The 21,122-nt window shown below is 71.5% G+C and carries 20 protein-coding genes and 1 riboswitch; of the genes, 5 read left to right on the forward strand and 15 right to left on the reverse strand.

All coding sequences use genetic code 11. The annotated features are described in order from the left end of the window. Positions 1–14 precede the first annotated feature (14 nt). The 4 genes from OG488_RS05910 to OG488_RS05925 form a co-directional block, all read right to left on the reverse strand. A complete protein-coding gene (locus OG488_RS05910; protein ID WP_329226572.1) occupies positions 15–1,073 on the reverse strand; it encodes a cytochrome d ubiquinol oxidase subunit II in 1,059 nt (352 codons plus the stop codon). Continuing rightward, complete coding sequence (locus OG488_RS05915; RefSeq protein WP_329226574.1) at positions 1,070–2,539, reverse strand: cytochrome ubiquinol oxidase subunit I; 1,470 nt, start codon at positions 2,537–2,539, stop codon at positions 1,070–1,072. The genes OG488_RS05910 and OG488_RS05915 overlap by 4 nt, the downstream gene beginning before the upstream one ends. 34 nt (positions 2,540–2,573) lie before the next feature. Then, positions 2,574–3,413: an SDR family oxidoreductase gene (locus tag OG488_RS05920; protein WP_329226576.1), complete on the reverse strand. Its 840-nt coding sequence runs from the start codon at positions 3,411–3,413 to the stop codon at positions 2,574–2,576. A 329-nt stretch (positions 3,414–3,742) separates the two neighbouring features. Beyond that, positions 3,743–4,303 (reverse strand): TetR family transcriptional regulator, encoded by a 561-nt coding sequence (locus tag OG488_RS05925; protein WP_329226578.1) that lies wholly within the window; start codon positions 4,301–4,303, stop codon positions 3,743–3,745. Positions 4,304–4,418: 115 nt separating this feature from the next. Here OG488_RS05925 and OG488_RS05930 point away from each other — a divergent pair, with 115 nt between their 5' ends. The 3 genes from OG488_RS05930 to OG488_RS05940 all read left to right on the forward strand — a co-directional run bounded on the left by OG488_RS05930 (position 4,419) and on the right by OG488_RS05940 (position 7,366). After that, complete coding sequence (locus OG488_RS05930) at positions 4,419–5,111, forward strand: SDR family oxidoreductase (protein WP_329226580.1); 693 nt, start codon at positions 4,419–4,421, stop codon at positions 5,109–5,111. A 59-nt stretch (positions 5,112–5,170) separates the two neighbouring features. Then, positions 5,171–6,226 carry an aldo/keto reductase gene (locus OG488_RS05935; RefSeq protein WP_329226581.1) on the forward strand — a complete coding sequence of 352 codons (1,056 nt, stop codon included), beginning with the start codon at positions 5,171–5,173 and terminating at the stop codon, positions 6,224–6,226. 135 nt (positions 6,227–6,361) lie between these two features. Next, a complete protein-coding gene (locus OG488_RS05940; protein WP_329226583.1) occupies positions 6,362–7,366 on the forward strand; it encodes an NADP-dependent oxidoreductase in 1,005 nt (334 codons plus the stop codon). Between the two features lie 160 nt (positions 7,367–7,526). On the opposite strand, the gene OG488_RS05945 is transcribed toward OG488_RS05940, so the two are convergent. Next, positions 7,527–8,888 (reverse strand): peptidase C39 family protein, encoded by a 1,362-nt coding sequence (locus OG488_RS05945; protein WP_329226585.1) that lies wholly within the window; start codon positions 8,886–8,888, stop codon positions 7,527–7,529. 269 nt (positions 8,889–9,157) lie between these two features. On the opposite strand from OG488_RS05945, the gene OG488_RS05950 reads away from it, so the two are divergent. Then, complete coding sequence (locus OG488_RS05950) at positions 9,158–9,772, forward strand: uridine kinase family protein (RefSeq protein ID WP_329226587.1); 615 nt, start codon at positions 9,158–9,160, stop codon at positions 9,770–9,772. A 366-nt stretch (positions 9,773–10,138) separates the two neighbouring features. Then, on the forward strand, positions 10,139–12,046 hold the full coding sequence (locus tag OG488_RS05955) for an AAA family ATPase (protein ID WP_329226589.1): 1,908 nt from the start codon (positions 10,139–10,141) through the stop codon (positions 12,044–12,046). A 60-nt stretch (positions 12,047–12,106) separates the two neighbouring features. On the opposite strand, the gene OG488_RS05960 is transcribed toward OG488_RS05955, so the two are convergent. The 10 genes from OG488_RS05960 to ribD all read right to left on the reverse strand — a co-directional run bounded on the left by OG488_RS05960 (position 12,107) and on the right by ribD (position 20,629). Then, positions 12,107–13,192, reverse strand: coding sequence for a hemolysin family protein (locus OG488_RS05960; protein ID WP_329226590.1), 1,086 nt, complete (start codon positions 13,190–13,192; stop codon positions 12,107–12,109). Continuing rightward, positions 13,189–14,556, reverse strand: coding sequence for a hemolysin family protein (locus tag OG488_RS05965; RefSeq protein WP_329226592.1), 1,368 nt, complete (start codon positions 14,554–14,556; stop codon positions 13,189–13,191). Before OG488_RS05965 ends, OG488_RS05960 begins: the two co-directional genes overlap by 4 nt. A gap of 188 nt (positions 14,557–14,744) precedes the next feature. Continuing rightward, entirely contained in the window at positions 14,745–15,224 is a 480-nt protein-coding gene (locus OG488_RS05970; protein ID WP_329226594.1) for a PH domain-containing protein, read from the reverse strand. A 38-nt stretch (positions 15,225–15,262) separates the two neighbouring features. Then, positions 15,263–16,111: an ATP phosphoribosyltransferase gene (gene hisG / locus OG488_RS05975; protein ID WP_329226596.1), complete on the reverse strand. Its 849-nt coding sequence runs from the start codon at positions 16,109–16,111 to the stop codon at positions 15,263–15,265. A 53-nt stretch (positions 16,112–16,164) separates the two neighbouring features. Further along, positions 16,165–16,437, reverse strand: a complete 273-nt coding sequence (locus OG488_RS05980) for a phosphoribosyl-ATP diphosphatase (RefSeq protein ID WP_014157415.1) — start codon at positions 16,435–16,437, stop codon at positions 16,165–16,167. A 35-nt stretch (positions 16,438–16,472) separates the two neighbouring features. After that, on the reverse strand, positions 16,473–16,958 hold the full coding sequence (ribH, locus tag OG488_RS05985) for a 6,7-dimethyl-8-ribityllumazine synthase (RefSeq protein ID WP_103760538.1): 486 nt from the start codon (positions 16,956–16,958) through the stop codon (positions 16,473–16,475). A gap of 25 nt (positions 16,959–16,983) precedes the next feature. Beyond that, a complete protein-coding gene (locus OG488_RS05990; protein WP_329226599.1) occupies positions 16,984–18,270 on the reverse strand; it encodes a bifunctional 3,4-dihydroxy-2-butanone-4-phosphate synthase/GTP cyclohydrolase II in 1,287 nt (428 codons plus the stop codon). Further along, complete coding sequence (locus OG488_RS05995) at positions 18,267–18,911, reverse strand: nicotinamide mononucleotide transporter family protein (RefSeq protein ID WP_329226600.1); 645 nt, start codon at positions 18,909–18,911, stop codon at positions 18,267–18,269. Before OG488_RS05995 ends, OG488_RS05990 begins: the two co-directional genes overlap by 4 nt. Further along, positions 18,908–19,528, reverse strand: a complete 621-nt coding sequence (locus OG488_RS06000) for a riboflavin synthase (protein WP_329226601.1) — start codon at positions 19,526–19,528, stop codon at positions 18,908–18,910. Before OG488_RS06000 ends, OG488_RS05995 begins: the two co-directional genes overlap by 4 nt. Beyond that, positions 19,529–20,629: a bifunctional diaminohydroxyphosphoribosylaminopyrimidine deaminase/5-amino-6-(5-phosphoribosylamino)uracil reductase RibD gene (ribD, locus tag OG488_RS06005; RefSeq protein ID WP_329226603.1), complete on the reverse strand. Its 1,101-nt coding sequence runs from the start codon at positions 20,627–20,629 to the stop codon at positions 19,529–19,531. It abuts the gene before it with no gap. Between the two features lie 159 nt (positions 20,630–20,788). Then, positions 20,789–20,919, reverse strand: a riboswitch (FMN riboswitch). Positions 20,920–21,122 lie beyond the last annotated feature (203 nt).

A 21,122-nucleotide genomic window follows, 5' to 3' on the forward strand; every position in this document is an offset into this window, starting at 1 on the left:
TGGGGGGCTGACGATCAGGTGGTGCCCGCCTCGCCACCGCCTCGGGGATCGCCGCCTCGTCGCAGGTCGGCCTCGGTGAGTTCTTCGAGATCGCCCCTGGTGTCGAGCCAGTACAGGAGGACGACGGCCGGGACCACGACCACCAGGGCGACGAGGGTGACGAAGGCCAGCCAGGTGAGCGTGGTCGACGCCCCGGCGCCTTCGGCGACGGTCATCGATGTCGGCAGGAGGTAGGGGCGCTGAGCCAGGCCCCAGGCGATGACCGCGCAGGCGATGGCGGCGGCCGCGGAGGCGCGGGCCCAGCCGCCCGGTCTCCGGATGAGCAGCCACGCCGCGGCGAAGGACGCCGCTCCGGCGGCGATGCCGAAGGCCAGCCCCGCCCCGTGGGTGAGCCCGTGCCGGACGTGCGGGGCGTCCTCGCCGGTGACGAAGAGGGTGATCACCCCGAGCACCACGAGCACGGTGAGGCTCAGCAGCCCGCGCCGCCGGAAGTAGCCGATCAGGTCGGGTGCGTCGAAGCGGCGGGCATCAGCAGCCAGGAAGACCGCGCCCAGGAAGGCCGTCGCCGCGACGGCGAGCAGGCCGAACACGATCGAGGTGGGGTTGGACCAGGCATCCGCCGACGCCTCCGTGCCGAGCCTCACACGGCCCGAGGCGACTCCTCCTACGGCGGCGCCGAGGAAGAACGGCGTCACGAGCGAGGCCACAGCGAACACGGCACCGTAGAGCCGTCGGCCGGCGACTCGGCGTACGACCTTGCGGAAGGCGAAGCCGGCGCCACGCAGGACGAGGCCCACGGCGGCCAGCGCCAGTGGCAGCCACATCGCGGAGAACACGGCCTGGAAGAGAGGGGGGAAGCCGGTCCACATGATGACGAAGACGAAGATCAGCCAGACGTTGTTGACCTCCCACACGGGGGCCATCGCGTGATCGATGAGCCACCGCGGACGCTTGCCGCGTTCCGTGCCTCCCGCGGTCAGGTCCCAGAAGCCGGCCCCGTAGTCGGTGCCGCCCGCGCAGGTGTACGCGGCGATGGCCAGCAGCAGGACCCCTGCCATCAGGTCGGCCGTCACGGCCGGCCGCCCTGGGACGGGGGCGCCGCGCCGCCGTCACCCGCGCGGACGGTCGCGCGGGGGCCGTACGGGCCTGCCGACTCCGGCGGATCCGCCGAGGGCCCGGAACCCCGCTCCGCGTCGGCGAGCCGCCAGCGGGTGCGCAGCTTGAGCAGCACCGCCAGGAGCGAACCGAAGAGGAACAGGTACACGACGATCACCAGGCTGAGCATGATCCACAGGGTGGACGAGCGCGTCGCCGTGACGGCCTCGGAGACGCGCATGTTCTGGTAGACGATCCAGGGCTGGCGTCCCACCTCGGTCGCGATCCAGCCGCACTCGACGGCCACCACCGAGCCCAGCCCCGCACATGCCGCGGAGCGGTAGAACCAGGTGGACTCGGGAAGCCTGCGGTGCCGCAGCCAGACCAGGCCGTACCAGAGCGCGAGGAGCACCAGGGCGGAGCCGATGAGGACCATGATGTCGAAGGCCCAGTGGGCGATCGTCGCCTGCACGGCAGTCGGCCGTCGGTCGGCCGGGACGGAGGTCAGACCTACGACCTTCGTGTTCGGGCTGAATCCGGCGAGGACGGAGTCGAGCAGCGGAACCTTGATGCCGCCCGAGATCGAACCGTCGGAGTGCAGGCGGCCGAACAGGTACTCCGGTACGCGGGTGTCGGTCTTCCAGACGATTTCCATGGCCGCGAACTTGACCGGCTGCTTGTGGAACACCGACCGGGCGATGGCGTCGCCCAGCACGAACTGGACCGGTGTCGCCACCGCCGCGACGGTGAAGGGAACGGTGAAGCCGAGCCGGTGGTAACGGTCACGGCGTCCCCTCAGCCGGCCGACCGCGTAGACGCCGGCCACCATGTACCCCGCGGTCAGCAGCATGGCCACGACGAAGTGCCAGTACTGCGGTCCGAACATCGGCGTGAAGATCGCCTTCCAGATGTTCACGTCCGTCGGATTGCCGGCGGGGTCGAGGGAGAAGCCCTGCGGTGTGTTCATCCAGGAGTTGGCCGCCAGGATGCCGAACGCCCCCAGGAGCGCCGCGGCCGGGAGCGGCAGTCCGAGCAGGAAGTGTGTCCGGGGCTTCAGCCGCCGCCACCCGTAGAGGTAGATGGCGATGAGGACCGCTTCGAGGAAGAACGCCCAGGCCTCGACCCCGAAGCCGATTCCGAAGACATCGCCCCACCGGCCCATCAGCCCCGGCCAGAGCAGACCGAACTCGAAGGAGAGCACGGTGCCCGTGACGACCCCGACGGCGAACTGGACGGCCATGACCGCCGACCATCGCCGTGCCAGCAGGAGGGCGGTCGCGTCCTTGTGGCGCAGGCCGCGGTAGTGCATGACCAGGGTGATCAGAGGCAGGGCCACGCCCAGCGGGACCAGGATGATGTGGGAGGCCAGAGTGAAGGCCATGAGTTCCCGGGCCGGGAGGAGTTGATCCGGAGCGCTCGCCAGGAGAGGGACCGAGGTGTGCATGACCGCCTTCGCTGTTCGGGTCCTGCGAAAGAGATCAGCCGCCGGTCGCGAACCCGGGGAAGAGCGTCATCCCGCCGTCGACGTAGAGCGTCGTCCCCACGACGTAGTCCATGAGGTCGGACGCGAGCAGGACGACGGCGTGGGCGATGTCCTCGGGGTCACCGATCCGGTCGTAGGGGATCAGCCGCAGGAGGTCCTGGCGTGCCGCCGGGGTCTCCCAGGCGCTGCGGTTGATGGGGGTCCTGATCGCCCCGGGGGCGACGGCGTTCACCCGGATCTTCTCCGGCGCGAGCTCCTGGGCCAGGGTCTGCATCATCATCTGCACGCCTCCCTTGGAGGAGGCGTAGTTCACGTGCCCCGCCCAGGGGATGAGCTGGTGCACCGAGCTCATGCAGATGATCTTCCCGGCCGCCCGGGACACCTCCGGGACCACCCCACGCCGACGGAACTCCTTGGCCGCCTCCCGTGCGCACAGGAACTGGCCCGTGAGGTTGACGTCGAGCACCTTCTGCCACTGGGCGAGGGTCATGTCGGTGAACCTGGCGTCACGCTGCATGCCGGCGTTGGCGACCAGGATGTCGAGGGTCCCGAAATCCTGGACCGCACGGTCCACCATCGCGGTCACCTGGGTCTCCTGCGACACGTCCGCCTCGTAGGCCACCGCGCGCACCCCGAACGACGTGATCTCCTCGACCACCTGCTCGGCGGCGTCCCGATCGCTCACGTAGTTCACGGCCACGTCGGCGCCCGCCCGGCCCAGCGCGATGGCCGTTCCCTTTCCGATGCCCGAATTGGCTCCGGTCACCAGTGCCGTCTGGCCCTTCAGCAAGCCGACGGGCAGGCCACCCCGCGCTGCCCCGACGTGGGAATCCACGATGCCCTGTCTCCTCGCTGCGCCGCTCCGGCCCGCCCGGCTGCTGCCCGGGAGGCGGGGCTCAGGGAATCACCGGGCGTACGTGGCTCCGGCTCCGGCGGGCCGCTGCTGGGCCATCCGGCGGAGCGGCTTCCCCCGGTCGGCCGAGTACGGCGCCCGCGTTCATGTGGACCGCCATGGACCGCCATGCCGTGAAGCCCCGTCGGAGTACGGGTATCGCGCACCGCGACGTTGCCGGGCATCGGCGGCTCTCTCCCGCCGCCCCGCCGGGCAGCGGACACCTTGTCACCGACGGGTGCCGGCGGCGTACATCCGCACCGTGCCCCCGCTCAGCCGGTCTCCGTCAGGGCTGCGTGGGCGGCGGCGAGGATCTCCTCGGAGAGCGGGGAGCCCTTCGTGGCCCGGGACAGGACCAGCGCGCCGAACAGGGTGCAGAGGCGGGCGATGCCGTCCTGGTCGTCGGTGGCGAGGAAGCCGGCGAAGTCGGCCACGCCCTGGGTGTAGACGCGACGGGCCTCGCGCTCACCGCCCTCGCGCGCGACATCGGTGGCGAGCCCGGCGACCGGGCAGCCGTCCGCCGGGTCGTCGCGGTGCTCGACGGAGAGGTACGTGCCGATCAGCGCCTGCTGGGCGGCCTCGCGCTCCCCGTCGTAGCGCTCGAGCCCGGCACCGTGGCGTCGGGCGAGCTCGGCGAAGGCGTGGGCGGTGGCCTCGTCGACGAGCGCCTCCTTGGAGGCGAACTGCTTGTAGAAGGCGCCGTGGGTCAGACCGGCCGCCTTCATCAGGTCGGCGACGCTGACGTGCGTCCCCTGCTCCCGGAACAGCCGGGACGCGGTGTCCACCACCCGCCGGCGGTTCTCCTCCGCCTGTGCCTGCGATACGCGGCCCATGACCATCTCCCGATTGGATGTCGACTGGCATCTATCATAGACCCGTGCTTAGATTGCATGCATAATCTAATTTGCCGCGGGTGGCCGACGGCGCCCGCCAGGACGAGGAGCCGGCATGGAACTGAAGAACGCGGTCGCGGTGGTCACCGGTGCCAACCGGGGGCTCGGGCGGCACCTGTCCGCCCAGCTCGTGGAGCGTGGGGCGAAGGTGTACGGCGCGGCTCGACGCCCCGGGACGGTCGACGTGCCGGGCGTCATCCCGCTGCGGCTGGACGTCACGGACGAGGCGTCGGTACGGGAGGCCGCCCGTGTGGCGTCCGACGCGACCCTGCTGATCAACAACGCGGGCATCTCGACCGGCGCGACGCTGATCGGAGGCGACGTGGAGGAGGTGCGCCGGGAGATGGAGACCAACTTCTTCGGCCCGCTCGCCGCGACCCGCGCCTTCGCCCCCGTCATCGAGGGCAACGGCGGCGGCGCCGTACTCAACGTCCTGTCCGCCCTGTCCTGGTTCCACCCGGCCGGCCTCGGCTCCTACGCGGCCTCCAAGGCCGCCGCCTGGGCGCTGAGCGACGCGACCCGTGAGGAGCTGGCGCCGCGCGGGATCACCGTCTCGGCGCTGCACGTCGGTTACATGGACACCGACATGGCCGCCGGTGTGCCCGCCGTTCAGAAGGTCGCCGCAGCCGACGTCGCGGCCCAGGCCCTTCACGGCATCGAGACCGGCCTGCCCGAGATCCTCGCCGACGAGACCAGCCGGTACGTCAAGCAGAGTCTGTCCGCGGCACCCCGGCCGAACGCGGGCTGAGCTCACCCCTCCACCCCGGCGCGACCGAATTCCCACCCTCACGCACGTAAGGACACCTGATGCGTTACACGACCTTCGGACACCGGACCGGCCTGCGCGTGTCCGAGTACGCGCTCGGCACCGCGAACTTCGGCACCGGCTGGGGCGCGGGCGCCGAGCCGGACGAGGCACGCCGGATCTTCGACCGGTTCGCCGAAGCCGGCGGCACCTTCCTCGACAGCGCGGACGGCTACCAGTTCGGCGAGTCGGAGGAACTGACAGGAGAACTGATCTCCGCCGACCGCGACCACTTCGTCCTCGCCACGAAGTTCGCCCTCGGCGCCTCCCCGCAGCCGGACATCTCCAGGACCGGCAACAGCCGCAAGAACATGGTCGCCTCGGTGGAGGCCAGCCTGAGGCGCCTGGGCACCGACTACATCGACCTGCTGTGGGTGCACTTCCCCGACGGGCTCACTCCGATGGAGGAGCTCCTGCGCGGCCTCGACGACCTGGTGAGCGCCGGCAAGATCCACCATGCCGCGCTGTCCAACTTCCCCGCCTGGCGCGTCTCGCGCGCCGTGACCCTCGCGGACCTGAGGAACTGGGCCCCGATCGTGGGCATCCAGCACGAGTACAGCCTCGTCGAACGCACCGCCGACCGCGAACTCCTGCCCATGGCCGAGAGCCTCGGACTGGGGGCCGCCCTGTGGTCCCCGCTCGGCGGCGGACTGCTCACCGGCAAGTACCGCGGCTCCGCCGAGGGGCGCCTCAGCGATCTGGGCATGGTCATCCACACCGAGAGCACCGGGCAGAAGACCGCCGTCGTCGACACCGTCCTGGCCGTCGCCGAGGAGACGGGCGTGACACCCGCCCAGGTGGCGGTGGCCTGGGTGCGCGAGCGCGCCGCCCGCTCCACGGCCACGCTCGTCCCGATCATCGGTCCGCGCAACCTCTCCCAGCTCGACAGCTACCTCGGCGCCCTCGACGTCCAGCTGACCGACGCGCAGTACACCCGCCTCACCGAGGTCAGCGCGGTGCCGCTCGGCGCGCCCCACGAGGCGATCGCCGCCTCCCTGGACCGGCTCCAGGGAGGCGCCGCCGACCGCGTCACCGCCCCGGTCGTGCCGGTCGCCTGAGGGGTGAACGCCGCTGAGGACGCGGCACGCCCACCCCGCAGCCAGGAGAACGACACGAACTGTCTCGTGCCGGCAGGAGGCCGGGACGAGCGGAGACCCGCCCTCTCAGGGACGGAACACGGAACGGAGACGACGATGAGGGCCTTCACGGTCGAGAGGTACGGCGATCCAGCCGGCATGCGCGAGGCCGAGCTGCCCGACCCGGAGGTGGGCGCCGACGACGTCCTGGTCACGATCCACGCGGCGGGCGTCAACCCGCTGGACCTCAGGATCCGCAAGGGAGACTTCAAGGCGTTCCTGCCCTACCGTCTCCCGCTCGTGCTGGGGAACGACCTCGCCGGGACGGTCGTCCGGGTCGGCCCGTCCGTCACCCGCTTCGCGGTGGGCGACGAGGTCTACGCCCGGCCCGACAAGGACCGCATCGGCACCTTCGCCGAACTCCTCGCCGTTCACCAGGACGACCTGGCACCCAAGCCGGCCACCCTCACCATGGCCGAGGCCGCCTCCCTCCCCCTGGTCGCCCTGACCGCCTGGCAGGCGCTGGTCGAGCGGGCACGCGTGCAGCCCGGCCAGAAGGTCCTCGTCCACGCGGGCGCAGGCGGCCTCGGCTCGATCGCCGTCCAGCTGGCGAAGGCGCTGGGCGCGCACGTGGCCACCACGGTGAGCACCGCCAAGGTCGACCTGGTCAAGGGCCTCGGCGCGGACGTCGTCGTCGACTACCGCACGCAGGACTTCGAAGAGCTCCTCAACGGCTACGACGTCGTCCTCGACAGCCTCGGCGGCGAGAACCTCGCCAAGTCCCTGCGCGTGCTCAAGCCCGGCGGAACGGCCATCAGCGTCGCGGGCCCGCCCGACCCGGCCTTCGCTCGCGAACTCGGCGTGAACCCGATCCTCCGCCTGGCCATGACCGCCCTCAGTTTCAGGACCCGGCGCAGCGCGAAACGTCACGGTGTGACGTACTCGTTCCTGTTCATGAAGGCCGGCGGCGACCAACTGCGCGAACTCACCTCCCTCGTCGACGCGGGGAAGATCCGCCCCGTCGTCGACCGCGTCTTCCCCTTCGACGAAACCCTTCAGGCGATGGAGTACGTCGAAGAGGGGCGGACGAAGGCCGGCAAGGTCGTCGTCGCGATGACGTGAGGGCGGGAACGGGCCCCGGAGCAACCACTCACGCCGGTGGGACCAGCGGGAGCCGTCCGTCGGCGGGCCGACCCGCCGACGGACCGGTACGGCCACCTCACGCAGGACGGGCAGGAGCGCTGCCGTCAGGTCGTCGAGGCGGCCGTAGGTCCCTACATACTCAGGCCAGCCCGAGTGACCTCAGGACGCTGCGCTGACGCGCACTCGGATCGGCCGGCCAGTAGATGTAGCAGACTCCGCCCGTCCCGCCCCTGACCGCGCCGTTCGCGTCGTAGCGCTTGGTCCTCAGCCAGATATTTTCCCACTCGCGCCGTCGATAGACCCGGCGCACCGCGTCGTTGGACGGTGATGCGGGGTCGTTGGCGATCACGTCGCCGTCGGCCGTGAAGCCGATGACCGTCATCAGGTGGCCGGACGTGCCGTAACCCGCCCCCGTCAGCTCGTCCTTGACGAACGACTGGGACGTGATGACCGGGATGCCCGCGCCGATCAGCTTCTCCAGATCGGCCAGCGATCCGAGCCGGGTGACCACGGCGTTCATGTCCTTGTAGGTCGCGGCGTAGGCGGCGTTGAAGGGCCAGTTGCCACATCCGTCGTACTGGTAGTCGAAGGTGTTGCGGGCCGCGTGGCAGACCTGCGGGTCGGCGATGCCCGGCTTGACCCAGGCCAGGTCCTCCGGGGTGGGCCTGCGCCCCCAGGACTCGATGATCATCTGCGAGGAGGTCGGGCTGCACCAGGCCTCGCCGCCGTTGTCGTACTCCGGGTACTGCCCCACATGGACGTTCTGTGAGTAGCGGGGCACGGCGAGCTCCCGGGCGATGCCCGGTGCGGTGGCGGGCACGGTGAAGCGGTCCGGGATGTCCGAGGCCATGGCGCCGACCCGGTGGACCGTCGGTGTGAGGCGGGTGCCCGGGGTGCGGTGGAGGGTGAGCCTCAGGCGGTACGACACCAGCCGCAGGCCGCTGGCCGCGTCGTCCAGGGAGAAGGTGTCGGTCCAGATGGTGCTCCGGCCGTCGGTCTGGTCGTCCACCGAGGTGCGGCGGATGTCCGTGTCACCGGCGGCCCAGCGGCCCATCACGTACCAGGGCGTGTCCGTCCCGTCCGAGTAGCCGCCGCGCAGCTCGATCTGGATCCAGGTGCCCTGCGGGGTGTGGGCGTTCCAGGAGGCGATCACCTCGGTGGCGGGTACGTCCGGGCGGTGGACCGGGGAGGTCCAGGTGGCGTACTCCCACGTGCTGGTGGTGCCGGTGTGCGGGTCGGCGTAGTCGGTGGTTCCGACGGGGGCGGAGATCACCAGCCCCGGCCGGCGTCCGGCGACGGCGCGGGTGCCGGCCGACGAGCCGAAGCGCCAGTCGGTGTACGAGGTCCAGAAGCGGTTGTCCACGAGCGAGGCTGCCGCCGGGGCTGAGGGGGTACGGGTGGGGGCGGCGCTCGCCGGGCCGGCGGAGGCCACGGTGCTTGCCCCGGCCGCCGCCGCGAGCGCGGCGGTCAGCACGGTCCTGCGTGAAGTCGGTCTGGTCATGGGCGAGACCCCCGGTCGTTGAGCGGATTGGGGCTGCGGGTGCCGATCGGTGGGCCAACTATCGCGGGTCGGGGCGGCATCCGGCCAGTGATTCGGGCCGTGCCGCGTGAGCAATATTGGTCTGGTCCACTGGCGTGACCTGGGCGAGGGCCGAGGAGCGGCCCGGTCGTGACCCTGAGAAGGAGTGCCGGGACGCGTGCCGGGGCCGGGCCCCGTGGGCTCACGGGCTCACGGGCTCACGGGCTCACGGGCTCTCATAGGGTGGGGGCATGAACGACCTGGCGGACCACGCGCGCCGGCTGCGCGCCCTGCCCCCGTCCTGCGGTCCGGTGCGGCTGGTCGCGGTCGACGGTCACGCGGGGTCCGGCAAGAGCACCTTCGCCGGCCGCCTGGCCGCCGCGCTCGGCGGCGCCCCCGTACTGCACCTCGACGACCTGGCCACGCACGAGGAGCTCTTCGACTGGACGGACCGCCTGCGGGCGCAGGTCCTGGACCCGCTGTCCCGCGGAGAGTCCGCGCGGTACGCCCCCTACGACTGGACGGCCCGGCGCTTCGGTCCGCCGAGGACCCTGGGCCCCGCCCCCGTGACCCTGATCGAGGGCGTCGGGGCCGGCCGGGCCGCGGTGCGGCCGTTCCTCGCGGGGCTGCTGTGGATGGAGGGTGACAGCGAGGCCTCCTGGGAGCGCGGCAGACTCCGTGACGGCCCCGGGCTCACGGAGTTCTGGGACGGCTGGACCGCGGCGGAGCGGCGGCATTTCGCCGACGACCCCTCCGCTCCCTTCGCGGACGTGGTGGTGCGGCAGATACCCACGGGATACACGTGGCTGGAAGGGCCTCACCCGACAGCGGGGGCGAGTCGGATCATCACGGACAGTGAAGCTTGAGGTACTCCATACCGACCAGTAGGAAAAAGCGCCGGAGCGGCCCCAACTCGGCTTGACCGAGGGGCCGTACTGGTCCTACGTTCTCAATGTGCGGCTTTTCGGAGCCCCGACAGACGCGAAGCCCCCGGTCGTTCCCCCGTGACCGGGGGCTTCGTCCTGCCCTCCCGCACCCTTCGGACCGGGCCCCCTCTCACCCTCGGTCACCACCGGTGAAGCGCCGGTATCGCACTTAACCGCTCACTCCCTGTGCAGGTACGATGCGTCTCGGTGTGGTCAATTCCCGTCCCGGGCGCGGTGATTAGGTGCGTCGCGCTGGGCATGCTGTGCGGGCGGGGCATTCTGGGGGCACGGTTTGTGGGGGACCTGATGGACATCGGCACGCCGGGCACACAGGCCCCGGCCGACCTTGCCTGGCTGCGCGGGGTGGACGCCTACACCATGGGCGCGTACCCGCAGGCCGAGGACGAGTTCAGGACCGCGGTACGCATCGATCCCGGGATGGCGGACGGCTGGCTGGGCCTGCACGCGCTGCGGATCGACACCACCACGGCCCTGTTACGCATGTACCGCCATCGCGAGCGCTTCGGCGAACAGCGCGGGCGCCATCGCCGTACGCTCAACTCCTGGTACTGGCTGGGGTGGTGGGTGCAGCCGGTGCTGGAGAGCCCGCGCGACCTGCTCCTCGCGCACGCCTCGCACTGGCTCGACGGCCGCCATGTTCCGGAGCTGGACCGGGCGTTGGCGGGGCTGCCGCCGGTCGACGCCGACCCCCAGGTGCGGTTCCTGCACGCCTGCCGCTCCTACCTGGTCAAGGACTGGGACCAGCTCGTGCGCACCACGGAGCAGCTCACCGACGATCCGCTGCTCGGCATCGAGGCGGGGCTCTTCGGCGGCATGGCCCGGGTGCGCCTGGAGATGTACGGGCAGGCGGAGCCCCTCCTGTCCGCAGCTCTGATGCGCTGTCGCAGCGAGCAGCCCCAGCGCAAGGAGCTCCGCTACTGGCTGGCGCGGGCCCACGAGGGCACCGGACGCAGCGCGGCGGCGCTGCCGCTGTACCGGGCGGTGCACCGGGTGGACCCGGCCTTCATGGACACCTCGGCCCGGCTCGCGGCGATCTCCGAGGGGGACGGTTACGACGAGGCCGCCGATCTCGCCCCGGTCTCGCTGGCCGGCTTCGGTTCGGACAGTGCGGGGACGGAGGCCCGGACGGACGGGGACACGGCACTCGGCACCGATCTGGCGGACGGCCGTGAGCCCTGGCTCGGCGGCGACCCGCAGGTCCTGCCCGGGGCCGTGCTGCCGTCGTCCGCGCCCGTCGCCGGCGGGGCGCGGGTGAAGCCGGGGGCACCGCGGGCCGCCGTCTTCCCCGCGGGGCCGAGCGACCCGGCCATGCTCGCCCAGGCCTTGGCCGAGCTCGAGCGCATGGTCGGGCTGGAGCCCGTGAAGCGCCAGGTCAAGGCCCTGTCCGCGCAGCTCGCCATGGCGCGCCTGCGGGCGGAGCAGGGCCTGCCGGTGCAGCCGCCGAAGCGCCACTTCGTCTTCTCCGGCCCGTCCGGGACGGGCAAGACCACCGTCGCCCGCATCCTGGGCAGGGTGTTCTACGCACTCGGGCTCCTCGGCGGCGACCATCTGGTGGAGGCCCAACGCTCCGATCTGGTCGGCGAGTTCCTCGGGCAGACGGCGGTGAAGGCCAACGAGCTGATCGATTCGGCGCTCGGTGGTGTGCTGTTCGTCGACGAGGCGTACAGCCTCTCCAACTCCGGTTACAGCAAGGGCGACGCGTACGGCGACGAGGCCCTGCAGGTGCTCCTCAAGCGGGCCGAGGACAACAGGGACCATCTGGTCGTCATCCTCGCCGGCTACCCGGAGGGCATGGACCGGCTGCTCTCCACCAATCCGGGGCTGTCCTCGCGCTTCACGACGCGCGTCGACTTCCCGAGCTACCGTCCCCTCGAACTCACCGCGATCGGCGGGGTGCTGGCCGCCGAGAACGGCGACGTGTGGGACGAGGAGTCCCTCGACGAGCTGCGCAGCATCAGCGGGCACGTGGTCGACCAGGGCTGGATCGACGAGCTGGGCAACGGCCGTTTCCTGCGCACCCTGTACGAGAAGAGCTGCGCCTACCGCGATCTGCGGCTGTCCGGATACGCCGCCGCGCCGACCCGCGACGATCTGGCCACCCTGCGGCTGCCGGACCTGATGCAGGCGTACGGCGAGGTGCTGTCCGGGCGGAGCTCCATGGACCGCGGGACGCAGGAGCCCGGGGCGCTGTGACACGGCCGCCGGGCGGCCCCGGCGGGGCCGCCCGGCGGCCGTGACGACCAGCCCCGGGTGTCAGCCCAGCGGGGCCATGGCCTTCGGCACGTCCACCGTGCGGCGCGGCACCGACACGCGGTGGGCCGGGTCGCGGACCTCACCCACGAGCATCTCCAGGACGTCCTCCATGGCGACCAGGCCGAGCACCTTGCCCGACGCGTCGGCGACCTGGGCGAGGTGCGTGGCCGCGCGCCGCATGACCGTCAGCGCGTCGTCCAGCGGGAGCTCCGCCCGCACCGTCGCCATGGGGCGCCAGACCTGCTGGGGCACGGCCCGCTCGCCGTCCTCCAGCTCCAGGACGTCCTTGACGTGCAGATAGCCCATGAAGGCGCCGCCGCCCTCCGCGCAGACGGGGAAGCGCGAGAAGCCGGTCCGTACGGTCAGCTCCTCGACCCGGCGGGGGGTGACGGAGGGATCCACCGTCACCAGGGACGCCCGGTCCAGCAGCACGTCGGTGACGGGCCTGCTGCCCAGTTCGAGGGCGTCCCCTAGGCGCTCCTGCGCCTCCGGTTCCAGCAGGCCGGCCAGGCCCGCGTCCTCCACCAGCCGGTTGAGCTGCTCGCTGGTGAAGACGGCCTCGACCTCGTCCTTCGGCTCGACCTTGAAGAGCCGCAGCACGAGCGTGGCGCAGGCCCCGAGCGCCGAGGTGACCGGCCGGCAGAGCCGGGCGAAGCCGACCAGGCCGGGGCTGAGCCACATCGCGGTCCTCTCCGGGGCGGCCATCGCCAGGTTCTTCGGGACCATCTCGCCGATGACGAGGTGGAGGAAGACCACGGAGACGAGGGCCACGGCGAAGCCGAGCGGGTGGACGAACCCCTCGGGCACACGGGCCGCGTGGAAGACCGGCTCCAGGAGGTGGGCGACGGTCGGCTCGGCGACGGCACCGAGGGTGAGGGAGCAGATGGTGATGCCGAACTGCGCGGCGGCCATCATCTGCGGCAGGTTCTCCAGGCCGTACAGGACCTGTCTGGCGCGGCTCGACCCGCCGGCCGCGAGGGGTTCGACCTGGCTGCGCCGTACGGAGACGAGTGCGAACTCGGCACCGACGAAGAAGCCGTTCGCCAGCACGAGGAGGCCGGCGAGTGCCAGCTGTACGAGGCTCATCGCACGGCCTCCAGCAGCTCCTGGGTGAGGCGTTCCGCCGAGGGGTCCGGGAGGTCCGTCAGACGGACGAAGCGGACCTGTTCGGCGCGGTAGTGGCCGACCTGGCGGACGGAGATCCGCCAGCCGGGGAGCTCGGCCCGGTCGCCGGGTGCGGGGATGCGCCCGAGCAGGTCGGCGACCAGCCCCGCCACGGTCTCGTACGGGCCTTCGGGCACGTCGAGACCTATCCGGTGCAGGGTGAGCACCCGGGTGCTGCCCTCCACGTCCCAGCCGGACCGTCCGTCGTCGGCGACGACGGGCGTCAGCTCGGGACGGTCGGCGCCCTCCACGTCGTGCTCGTCCCTGACCTCCCCGACGAGCTCCTCGATGATGTCCTCCAGGGTGACGACACCCGCGGTGCCGCCGTACTCGTCGACCACCACGGCGATCGGCTGCTCGCTGCGCAGCCGCTGGAGCAGCTGCTCGACGGGCAGGGTCTCCGGCACCAGGAGCGGCGGTACGGCGATACGGCTCACCGGGGTGCGCAGCCGGTCCCCGGAGGGAACGCCCAGGGCGTTCTTCAGGTGGACCATGCCGACGACCTCGTCGATGCGGTCCCGGTAGACGGGGAAGCGCGACAGGCCGGTGGCACGGGTGAGGTTGAGGACGTCGGCCGCCGTCGCCGACGCCTGCAGCGCGCTGACCTTCACCCGCGGGGTCATGACGTGCTGCGCGGTGAGACCGGCGAGGGACAGGGTCCGCACGAAGAGGTCGGCGGTGTCCTGCTCCAGGGTCCCCGCCTCCGCGGAGTGCCGGGCCAGGGAGACCAGCTCGCCGGGTGTCCTGGCGGAGGCGAGCTCGTCGGTCGGTTCGACTCCCAGCAGCCGCACGAGCCGGTTGGCCACGGCGTTCAGGGCGGTGATCACCGGGCGCAGGAGGGTGGAGAAGCGGTGCTGGGGCCCGGCGACGAACCGCGCGACCTGGAGCGGCCGGGAGACCGCCCAGTTCTTCGGCACGAGCTCGCCGACCACCATCTGCACGGCGGAGGCGAGCAGCATGCCGATCACGACGCTCACTCCGGGCACGACCCCGCCGGGCAGTCCCGTGGCGGTGAGGGGTCCGGCGAGCAGCTGGGCGAGTGCCGGTTCGGCGAGCATGCCGACGACCAGCGAGGTGATGGTGATACCGAGCTGGGTGCCGGAGAGCTGGAAGGAGAGTTCACGCAGGGCGGCGACGACGGTACGGGCCCGGCGGTCGCCTTCGGCGGCGGCGCGTTCGGCGTCCGGCCGATCCACCGTGACGAGCCCGAATTCGGCTGCCACGAAGAACCCGTTGGCGAGGATGAGGAGGAATGCCGCGAGGAGCAGCAACAGGGGGGTGGTCATGCCGCCGCCTCCGGGGAGAGGGCGGCGCAGGTACTACCGGACGATCCGTCCATTGCTGGAGGGAGTCACTCCTTGGGTCGCAGGAAAAGGCCCCGCGGGCCCGGGGGGCCTTCTGGTGCGGGGCGGGGCGCACCCGGTGCGCCGCCGTTCCCAGAATAATCGGGATCCGGCCGAACGGGGCAGGGGGCTCAGCCGTTCTCCGTGGCGTCGTTCACTCCGCTGCCGTGGAACTCGGTGAGCGCGCGGAGTGCGCGGGCGTCCCGGATCGCCTGCTTCCTGGCGATTCCGGGCTGGATGCCGAGCGCGGGCAGGCTGGTGCCGTCGCTGAGGTCGAGGAAGACCCACGGGTCACCGGCCCGCAGGTTGACGCGGAGGATCTCCGCCCACGCCAGCCGTCGGGTCCGGGTGATGTTGACGACCGTGATCCCGCTCTCGTCGGCGGTGATCCGGGGCCTACTGAGGAGGGCCAGGACGCCGAAGAAGAGCAGGGCGACGAAGACGAAGCTGGTCCGCTCCCCCGGTCCGAGGTTCTCCAGGACCAGCGCGACCGCCGTGATGACGACGAACATCGCCGCCCCCACGGCCAGCAGGACCACCCGGGTGAGGGTGGGCCTGAAGGTGGCCGGGAGAGCGGGGAGTCCGGTCGGACCGGGCGCGGGGGCGGTCATGGGGCGGTGTCGTCCTCAGGTGTGCTGTGGTCCGGCCGTCAGAGGCGGCAGGCGTGGATGGCCGTGGTGAGGATCGCGCGCGCACCCAGTTCGTACAGGTCGTCCATGATCCGCTGGGCCTCCTTGGAGGCGACCATGGAGCGGACGGCGACCCAGCCCTCGTGGTGCAGGGGGGAGATGGTCGGCGACTCCAGGCCCGGGGTGAGGGCGACGGCGCGCTCCAGGTGCTCGACGCGGCAGTCGTAGTCCATCATCACGTAGGTGCGGGCGACCAGGACGCCCTGGAGGCGGCGCAGGAACTGCTGCACCTTGGGGTCCTCGGCGTCGGCGCCCTTGCGGCGGATCACGACGGCTTCCGAGGTCATGATCGGCTCGCCGATGACCTCGAGTCCGGCGTTGCGCAGGCTGGTGCCGGTCTCGACGACGTCGGCGATGACCTGGGCGACACCGAGCTCGATGGCGGTCTCGACCGCGCCGTCGAGGTGGACGACGGAGGCCTTCACGCCGGCCTCGGCGAGGTGGGCCGCGACGATGCCCTCGTACGACGTGGCGATCGTCATGCCGTCGAAGTCCTGCGGGCCGTCGGCCGTGCCGGGCTTGGTGGCGTAGCGGAAGGTCGAGCGCGCGAAGCCGAGCTGGAGGATCTCCTCGGCGTCGGCACCGGAGTCCAGCAGGAGGTCGCGGCCGGTGATGCCGATGTCGAGGCGGCCCGAGCTGACGTAGATCGCGATGTCCCGCGGCCTCAGGTAGAAGAACTCCACCTCGTTCGTCGGGTCGACCAGGACGAGTTCCTTCGACTCCTTGCGCTGCTGGTAGCCGGCCTCATGGAGCATCGCCATCGCAGGCCCGGAGAGTGAACCCTTGTTGGGGACGGCGATGCGCAGCATGAAGTCGGGTTTCCTTTGTGCGGAGGGATGTGCGGGAACGTGCGGGGTGCGGCTCAGAGGTGGGCGTAGACGTCGTCGAGGGAGATCCCGCGGGCGACCATCATCACCTGGACGTGGTAGAGCAGCTGCGAGATCTCCTCGGCGGCGGCTTCCTTGCCCTCGTATTCGGCGGCCATCCAGACCTCGGCGGCCTCCTCGACGACCTTCTTGCCGATGGCATGCACGCCCTTGCCCACCAGCTCGGCGGTGCGGGAGGTGGAGGGGTCGCCGTCGGCGGCCTTGAGCTGGAGCTCGGCGAAGAGCTCTTCGAAGGTTTTGTTCGCCATGATGGTCCTTAGAATACGGGGTCCCGGACCGCTGCTCAGCGCCAGGGTTCGCTGACGGTGCGCAGTGTGGCCGCGGTGGCCACGGCCGCGGTGACCGCTTCGTGGCCCTTGTCCTCGTTGGAGCCCTCGAGTCCGGCCCGGTCGAGGGCCTGTTCCTCGTTGTCGCACGTGAGTACGCCGAAGCCCACGGGGACCCCGGTGTCGACCGTGACCTGGGTGAGGCCGTTGGTCACGCCCTGGGACACGTATTCGAAGTGGGGGGTGCCACCGCGGATGATCACTCCGAGGGCCACGATCGCGTCGTAGCCGCGGCCGGCGAGCACCTTGGCCACCACCGGGAGCTCGAAGCTGCCGGGGACCCGCAGCAGCGTCGGCTCGTCGATGCCGAGGTCGTGCAGGGCGCGCAGGGCCCCGTCGACGAGTCCGTCCATGACCTGCTCGTGCCACTGGGCCGCGATCACCGCCACCCGCAGGTCTCCGCAGTTGCGTACGGACAGTTCGGGTGCGCCCTTGCCGCTCATGTCTCTCCTGTGTGTTCGTCGGTGCTTACTGGTTGCCGCAGGCGGACGCGGTGGCGTCCAGCCAGGGCAGGTCGTGGCCCATCCGGTCGCGCTTGGTGCGCAGGTACCGGAGGTTGTGCTCGCCCGCCTGGACGGGCATGGGCTCGCGCCCGGTGACCTCGAGACCGTGCCGTACGAGCGCGGCCGTCTTGTCGGGGTTGTTGGTCATCAGCCGCAGGGTGCGCACCCCGAGGTCCCGGAGGATCTGGGCGCCCGCCGCGTAGTCCCTGGCGTCGGCCGGGAGGCCGAGTTCGAGGTTGGCGTCGAGGGTGTCGGAGCCGCGCTCCTGGAGTTCGTACGCGCGCAGCTTGGACAGCAGTCCGATACCGCGGCCCTCGTGGCCGCGCAGATAGACGACGACGCCGCGGCCCTCGGCCGTGACGCGCTCCATCGAGGTGTGGAGCTGCGGACCGCAGTCGCAGCGCTGCGACTGGAAGATGTCGCCGGTCAGGCATTCGGAGTGGACCCGGACGAGGACGTCCTCGCCGTCGCCGATGTCGCCGTGGACGAGTGCCACGTGTTCGACGCCGTCGACGGTGGAGCGGTAGCCGTACGCGGTGAACGGGCCGAAGGTGGTGGGCAGCCGGACCTCGGCCTCGCGCCGCACCGTGGGCTCGGAGCTGCGGCGGTAGGCGATCAGGTCCTCGATGGAGATGATCGTGAGGCCGTGCTTGCGGGCGAAGGGCACGAGCTCGGGCAGCCGCAGCATCACCCCGTCCTCGCCGGCGATCTCGACGATGGCGCCCGCGGGGCGCAGTCCGGCGAGCCTGGCCAGGTCGACGGCCGCCTCGGTGTGGCCGTTGCGGACGAGGACACCGCCGGTCCGGGCGCGGAGCGGGAAGACGTGGCCGGGGCGCACGAAGTCGCCGGGGCCCGCCCTGCCGCCCGCGAGCAGCCGGAGCGTGGTGGCCCGGTCGGCCGCGGAGATCCCGGTGGTCACGCCGTGCTCCGCGGAGGCGTCCACGGAGACGGTGAAGGCGGTCTGCATGGACTCGGTGTTGTGCGTGACCATCTGCGGGAGTTCGAGGCGTTCCAGCTCGTCGTTCTCCATGGGCGCGCAGATCAGGCCGCGGCACTCGCTCATCATGAAGGCGACGATCTCGGGGGTCGCCTTCTCGGCGGCGATGACGAGGTCGCCCTCGTTCTCCCGGTCCTCGTCGTCGACGACCACGACGGGCCGCCCGGCGGCGATGTCGCGGATCGCCTGCTCGACGGGGTCGAGCGAGAGGTCTTCGAGGGTTCGGTCGTGCAACCAGGTGGGCTGGGCAGTCATGCCGTGGCTCCTTCCAGAGCGGGTGTCCGCGTACGCAGCCACCAGTCGCGCATGCCCCACAGGACGAGGGCCCCGTAGACGACGTAGATGAGACCGGAGAAGGCGAGTCCGCTGTGGAAGTTGAGCGGTACGCCGACGAGGTCGACGAGCAGCCAGGCGAACCAGAACTCGACCATGCCGCGCGCCTGGGCGATCATCGCCACGAGGGTGCCGGCGAAGATGTAGGCGTCGGCCCAGGGGCTCCAGGAGAGCGACGGGAAGGCCGTGAACAGCCCGCCGACGGCCAGCGTGCCGAGGGCGGCGCCGCCCACCAGGTATCCGCGCTCGCGCCAGGTGGCGAAGCGCACGGCGAGGGAACCGTCCTGCGCCTTCTGCCTGCCGCGGGTCCACTGCTGCCAGCCCCAGACGGCGACGGCGATGACGATCAGCTGCTTGCCGACGCTGCCCGCCTGCTGCACCGAGACGTTGGCGGCGACCAGGACGACCCCGGACAGGAGCTGGGCGGGCCAGGTCCACACCGAGCGGAGCCAGCCGAGCGCCAGGGCGATCAGCCCGATCGTGTTGCCGATCATGTCCGACCAGATGATGTGCTGTCCGAAGGCGGTGAAGGCCTCCGAGTTCAGCCAGTCCAGGGCGTTCATGCGACCGTCTCCCCGGATGCGGGCGCGGCGCCGTGGCCGAGCAGCCGTTCGACGTACTTGGCGAGGACGTCCACCTCGAGGTTGACCGGGTCGCCGGGCCCCTTGAGGCCGAGCGTGGTCAGCGCGAGGGTGGTGGGGATGAGGCTGATCGTGAAGAAGTCGGGCCCCGCGTCGACGACGGTCAGGCTCACCCCGTCGACGGTGATCGAGCCCTTCTCCACGACGTAGCGGGCCAGGCCGGCGGGCAGGGAGACCGTGACGAGCTCCCAGTTCTCGGAGATTTTGCGCTCGACGATGTGTCCCGTGCCGTCCACGTGCCCCTGGACGATGTGCCCGCCGAGGCGGCCGCCGAGCGCCATGGGGCGTTCGAGGTTGACGCGGGAGCCGGCCGCGAGCGCGCCGAGGCTGGAGCGGTCCAGTGTCTCGGCCATGACGTCGGCGGTGAACTCGTTCTCCCCGAGGTCCACGACGGTGAGGCAGACGCCGTTGACGGCGATGGAGTCGCCGTGTTTGGCGCCCTCGGTCACCACGGGGCCGCGCAGTCGGAAGCGGGAGGCGTCGTCGAGCTTCTCGACGGCCGTGACCTCACCCAGTTCTTCGACGATTCCGGTGAACACTCAGTTTCCCTTCCGAGCAGGAACAGGGACGGCGGTGATGCGCAGATCGGGGCCGATACGGACGGTCTCGGTCACATCGAGGCGCAACGCCTGGGAGATGGTGGTGATTCCGGCATCGGCGAGGGCTGCCGGGCCCGCGCCGAGGAGAACCGGAGCGAGATAGCCGACGACGCTGTCGACTGCCCCCGCGGCGACGAAGGAACCGGCCAGGACCGGCCCTCCTTCGAGGAGTACGGAGCGGATGCCGCGCCCGTGGAGGGCGGCGAGCAGCGCCTGGACGTCCAGGCCGGGGCCGGTGGCGGCGCGCGGCAGGCGCAGCACGGCGTCCTCGGGGAGGTGGCCGGCGTCGGCGTCGTCGGCGACCGCGATCAGGGTGGGCGCCGTCGCGTCGAGGACCCGGGCTCCGGGCCGTACGGCGGTGGCGCCGGTGTCGACGACCACCCGCAGCGGCTGCGTGGCGCCCTCGATTCCGCGTACGCCCAGCTGGGGGTCGTCGGTGCGGGCGGTGCCGGAGCCGACCACGACGGCGTCGGCCTCGGCGCGCAGCCGGTGGACGTCGGCGCGGGCCTCCGGGGAGGTGATCCAGCGGCTGGTGGCGTCGGCGGCGGCGATCCGGCCGTCGAGGGTGGCCGCGTACTTCCACAGGACGTACGGGCGGCCGAGGCGGACCGAGGTGAGCCACGCGGCGTTGCCGGCCTCCGCCTCGTCGGCGAGGAGGCCCTGCTCCACCTGGACACCGGCGGCACGGAGCGTGTCCGCACCGCCCGTGGCCTGCGGGTTCGGGTCCCCGACCGCGTACAGGACACGGCTGACACCGGCCTCGACGAGGGCCTGGGCGCAGGGACCGGTGCGTCCGGTGTGGTTGCAGGGTTCGAGGGTGACGAGGGCGGTGCCGCCCCGGGCGCGTCCGCCGGCCTCGCGCAGGGCGTGGATCTCGGCGTGCGGCCCGCCGGCGCGCTGGTGGAAGCCTTCGCCGGCCTGTTCCCCGGAGGCGTCGAGAATGACGCAGCCGACGACCGGGTTGGGGCTGGTGGCGCCGAGTCCGCGCGCGGCGAGCGTGATCGCGCGCCGCATGGCGGTTCGGGTCGCTGCGGTTTCCACCGGGTCCTCCTGCCTCTTCGGGCACGGACTCCGGGGCCTGTCGATGACGACAGAGAGAGCGGAACGCAACAGGGAACGCCGGGAACCGGGAGACGGATGTGACCGTCCCGGGACCTCCCGGAACGCATCCGCCTACGGCGGCGTACCTGTGACGGCCCGCCGCGCACTGCCTCCCATCCGGACTTTCACCGTCGGTCCAGGAATCTCACCTGGTCAACCGGCCGCTGGATGCGGACGGGTCGCGGACTATAACCGCCGGTTCGGAATTACACCGACCCCGGAGTGCGCTGCTGCTGGTACAGGACTCATTGTGCCACGACCGGGACCGGGCCGACCGGGCGACTTCTGTGGTGCGTCTCACAGGCGGGCGGGAGCACCCGTCACGGACGGCGCCCCTCCCGAATGGTCCATACCTATTGACTCATTGGTCTAGTCCTCTTAATCTCTGCGTCACCTCCGAGGAACGTCGTCCGGGTGTGCGCACACCCGGACA

This window comes from Streptomyces sp. NBC_01460, from assembly GCF_036227405.1.
Classification (GTDB): domain Bacteria; phylum Actinomycetota; class Actinomycetes; order Streptomycetales; family Streptomycetaceae; genus Streptomyces.

Bases quoted from the DNA above. Each gene is read 5' to 3' on its own strand.
- OG488_RS05915 (WP_329226574.1), bottom strand. From the start codon at position 2,539: ATGCACACCTCGGTCCCTCTCCTGGCGAGCGCTCCGGATCAACTCCTC.
- OG488_RS05925 (WP_329226578.1), bottom strand. From the start codon at position 4,303: ATGGGCCGCGTATCGCAGGCACAGGCGGAGGAGAACCGCCGGCGGGTG.
- OG488_RS05930 (WP_329226580.1), top strand. From the start codon at position 4,419: ATGGAACTGAAGAACGCGGTCGCGGTGGTCACCGGTGCCAACCGGGGG.
- OG488_RS05935 (WP_329226581.1), top strand. From the start codon at position 5,171: ATGCGTTACACGACCTTCGGACACCGGACCGGCCTGCGCGTGTCCGAG.
- OG488_RS05940 (WP_329226583.1), top strand. From the start codon at position 6,362: ATGAGGGCCTTCACGGTCGAGAGGTACGGCGATCCAGCCGGCATGCGC.
- OG488_RS05945 (WP_329226585.1), bottom strand. From the start codon at position 8,888: ATGACCAGACCGACTTCACGCAGGACCGTGCTGACCGCCGCGCTCGCG.
- OG488_RS05950 (WP_329226587.1), top strand. From the start codon at position 9,158: ATGAACGACCTGGCGGACCACGCGCGCCGGCTGCGCGCCCTGCCCCCG.
- OG488_RS05955 (WP_329226589.1), top strand. From the start codon at position 10,139: ATGGACATCGGCACGCCGGGCACACAGGCCCCGGCCGACCTTGCCTGG.
- OG488_RS05960 (WP_329226590.1), bottom strand. From the start codon at position 13,192: ATGAGCCTCGTACAGCTGGCACTCGCCGGCCTCCTCGTGCTGGCGAAC.
- OG488_RS05965 (WP_329226592.1), bottom strand. From the start codon at position 14,556: ATGACCACCCCCCTGTTGCTGCTCCTCGCGGCATTCCTCCTCATCCTC.
- OG488_RS05970 (WP_329226594.1), bottom strand. From the start codon at position 15,224: ATGACCGCCCCCGCGCCCGGTCCGACCGGACTCCCCGCTCTCCCGGCC.
- hisG (WP_329226596.1), bottom strand. From the start codon at position 16,111: ATGCTGCGCATCGCCGTCCCCAACAAGGGTTCACTCTCCGGGCCTGCG.
- OG488_RS05980 (WP_014157415.1), bottom strand. From the start codon at position 16,437: ATGGCGAACAAAACCTTCGAAGAGCTCTTCGCCGAGCTCCAGCTCAAG.
- ribH (WP_103760538.1), bottom strand. From the start codon at position 16,958: ATGAGCGGCAAGGGCGCACCCGAACTGTCCGTACGCAACTGCGGAGAC.
- OG488_RS05990 (WP_329226599.1), bottom strand. From the start codon at position 18,270: ATGACTGCCCAGCCCACCTGGTTGCACGACCGAACCCTCGAAGACCTC.
- OG488_RS05995 (WP_329226600.1), bottom strand. From the start codon at position 18,911: ATGAACGCCCTGGACTGGCTGAACTCGGAGGCCTTCACCGCCTTCGGA.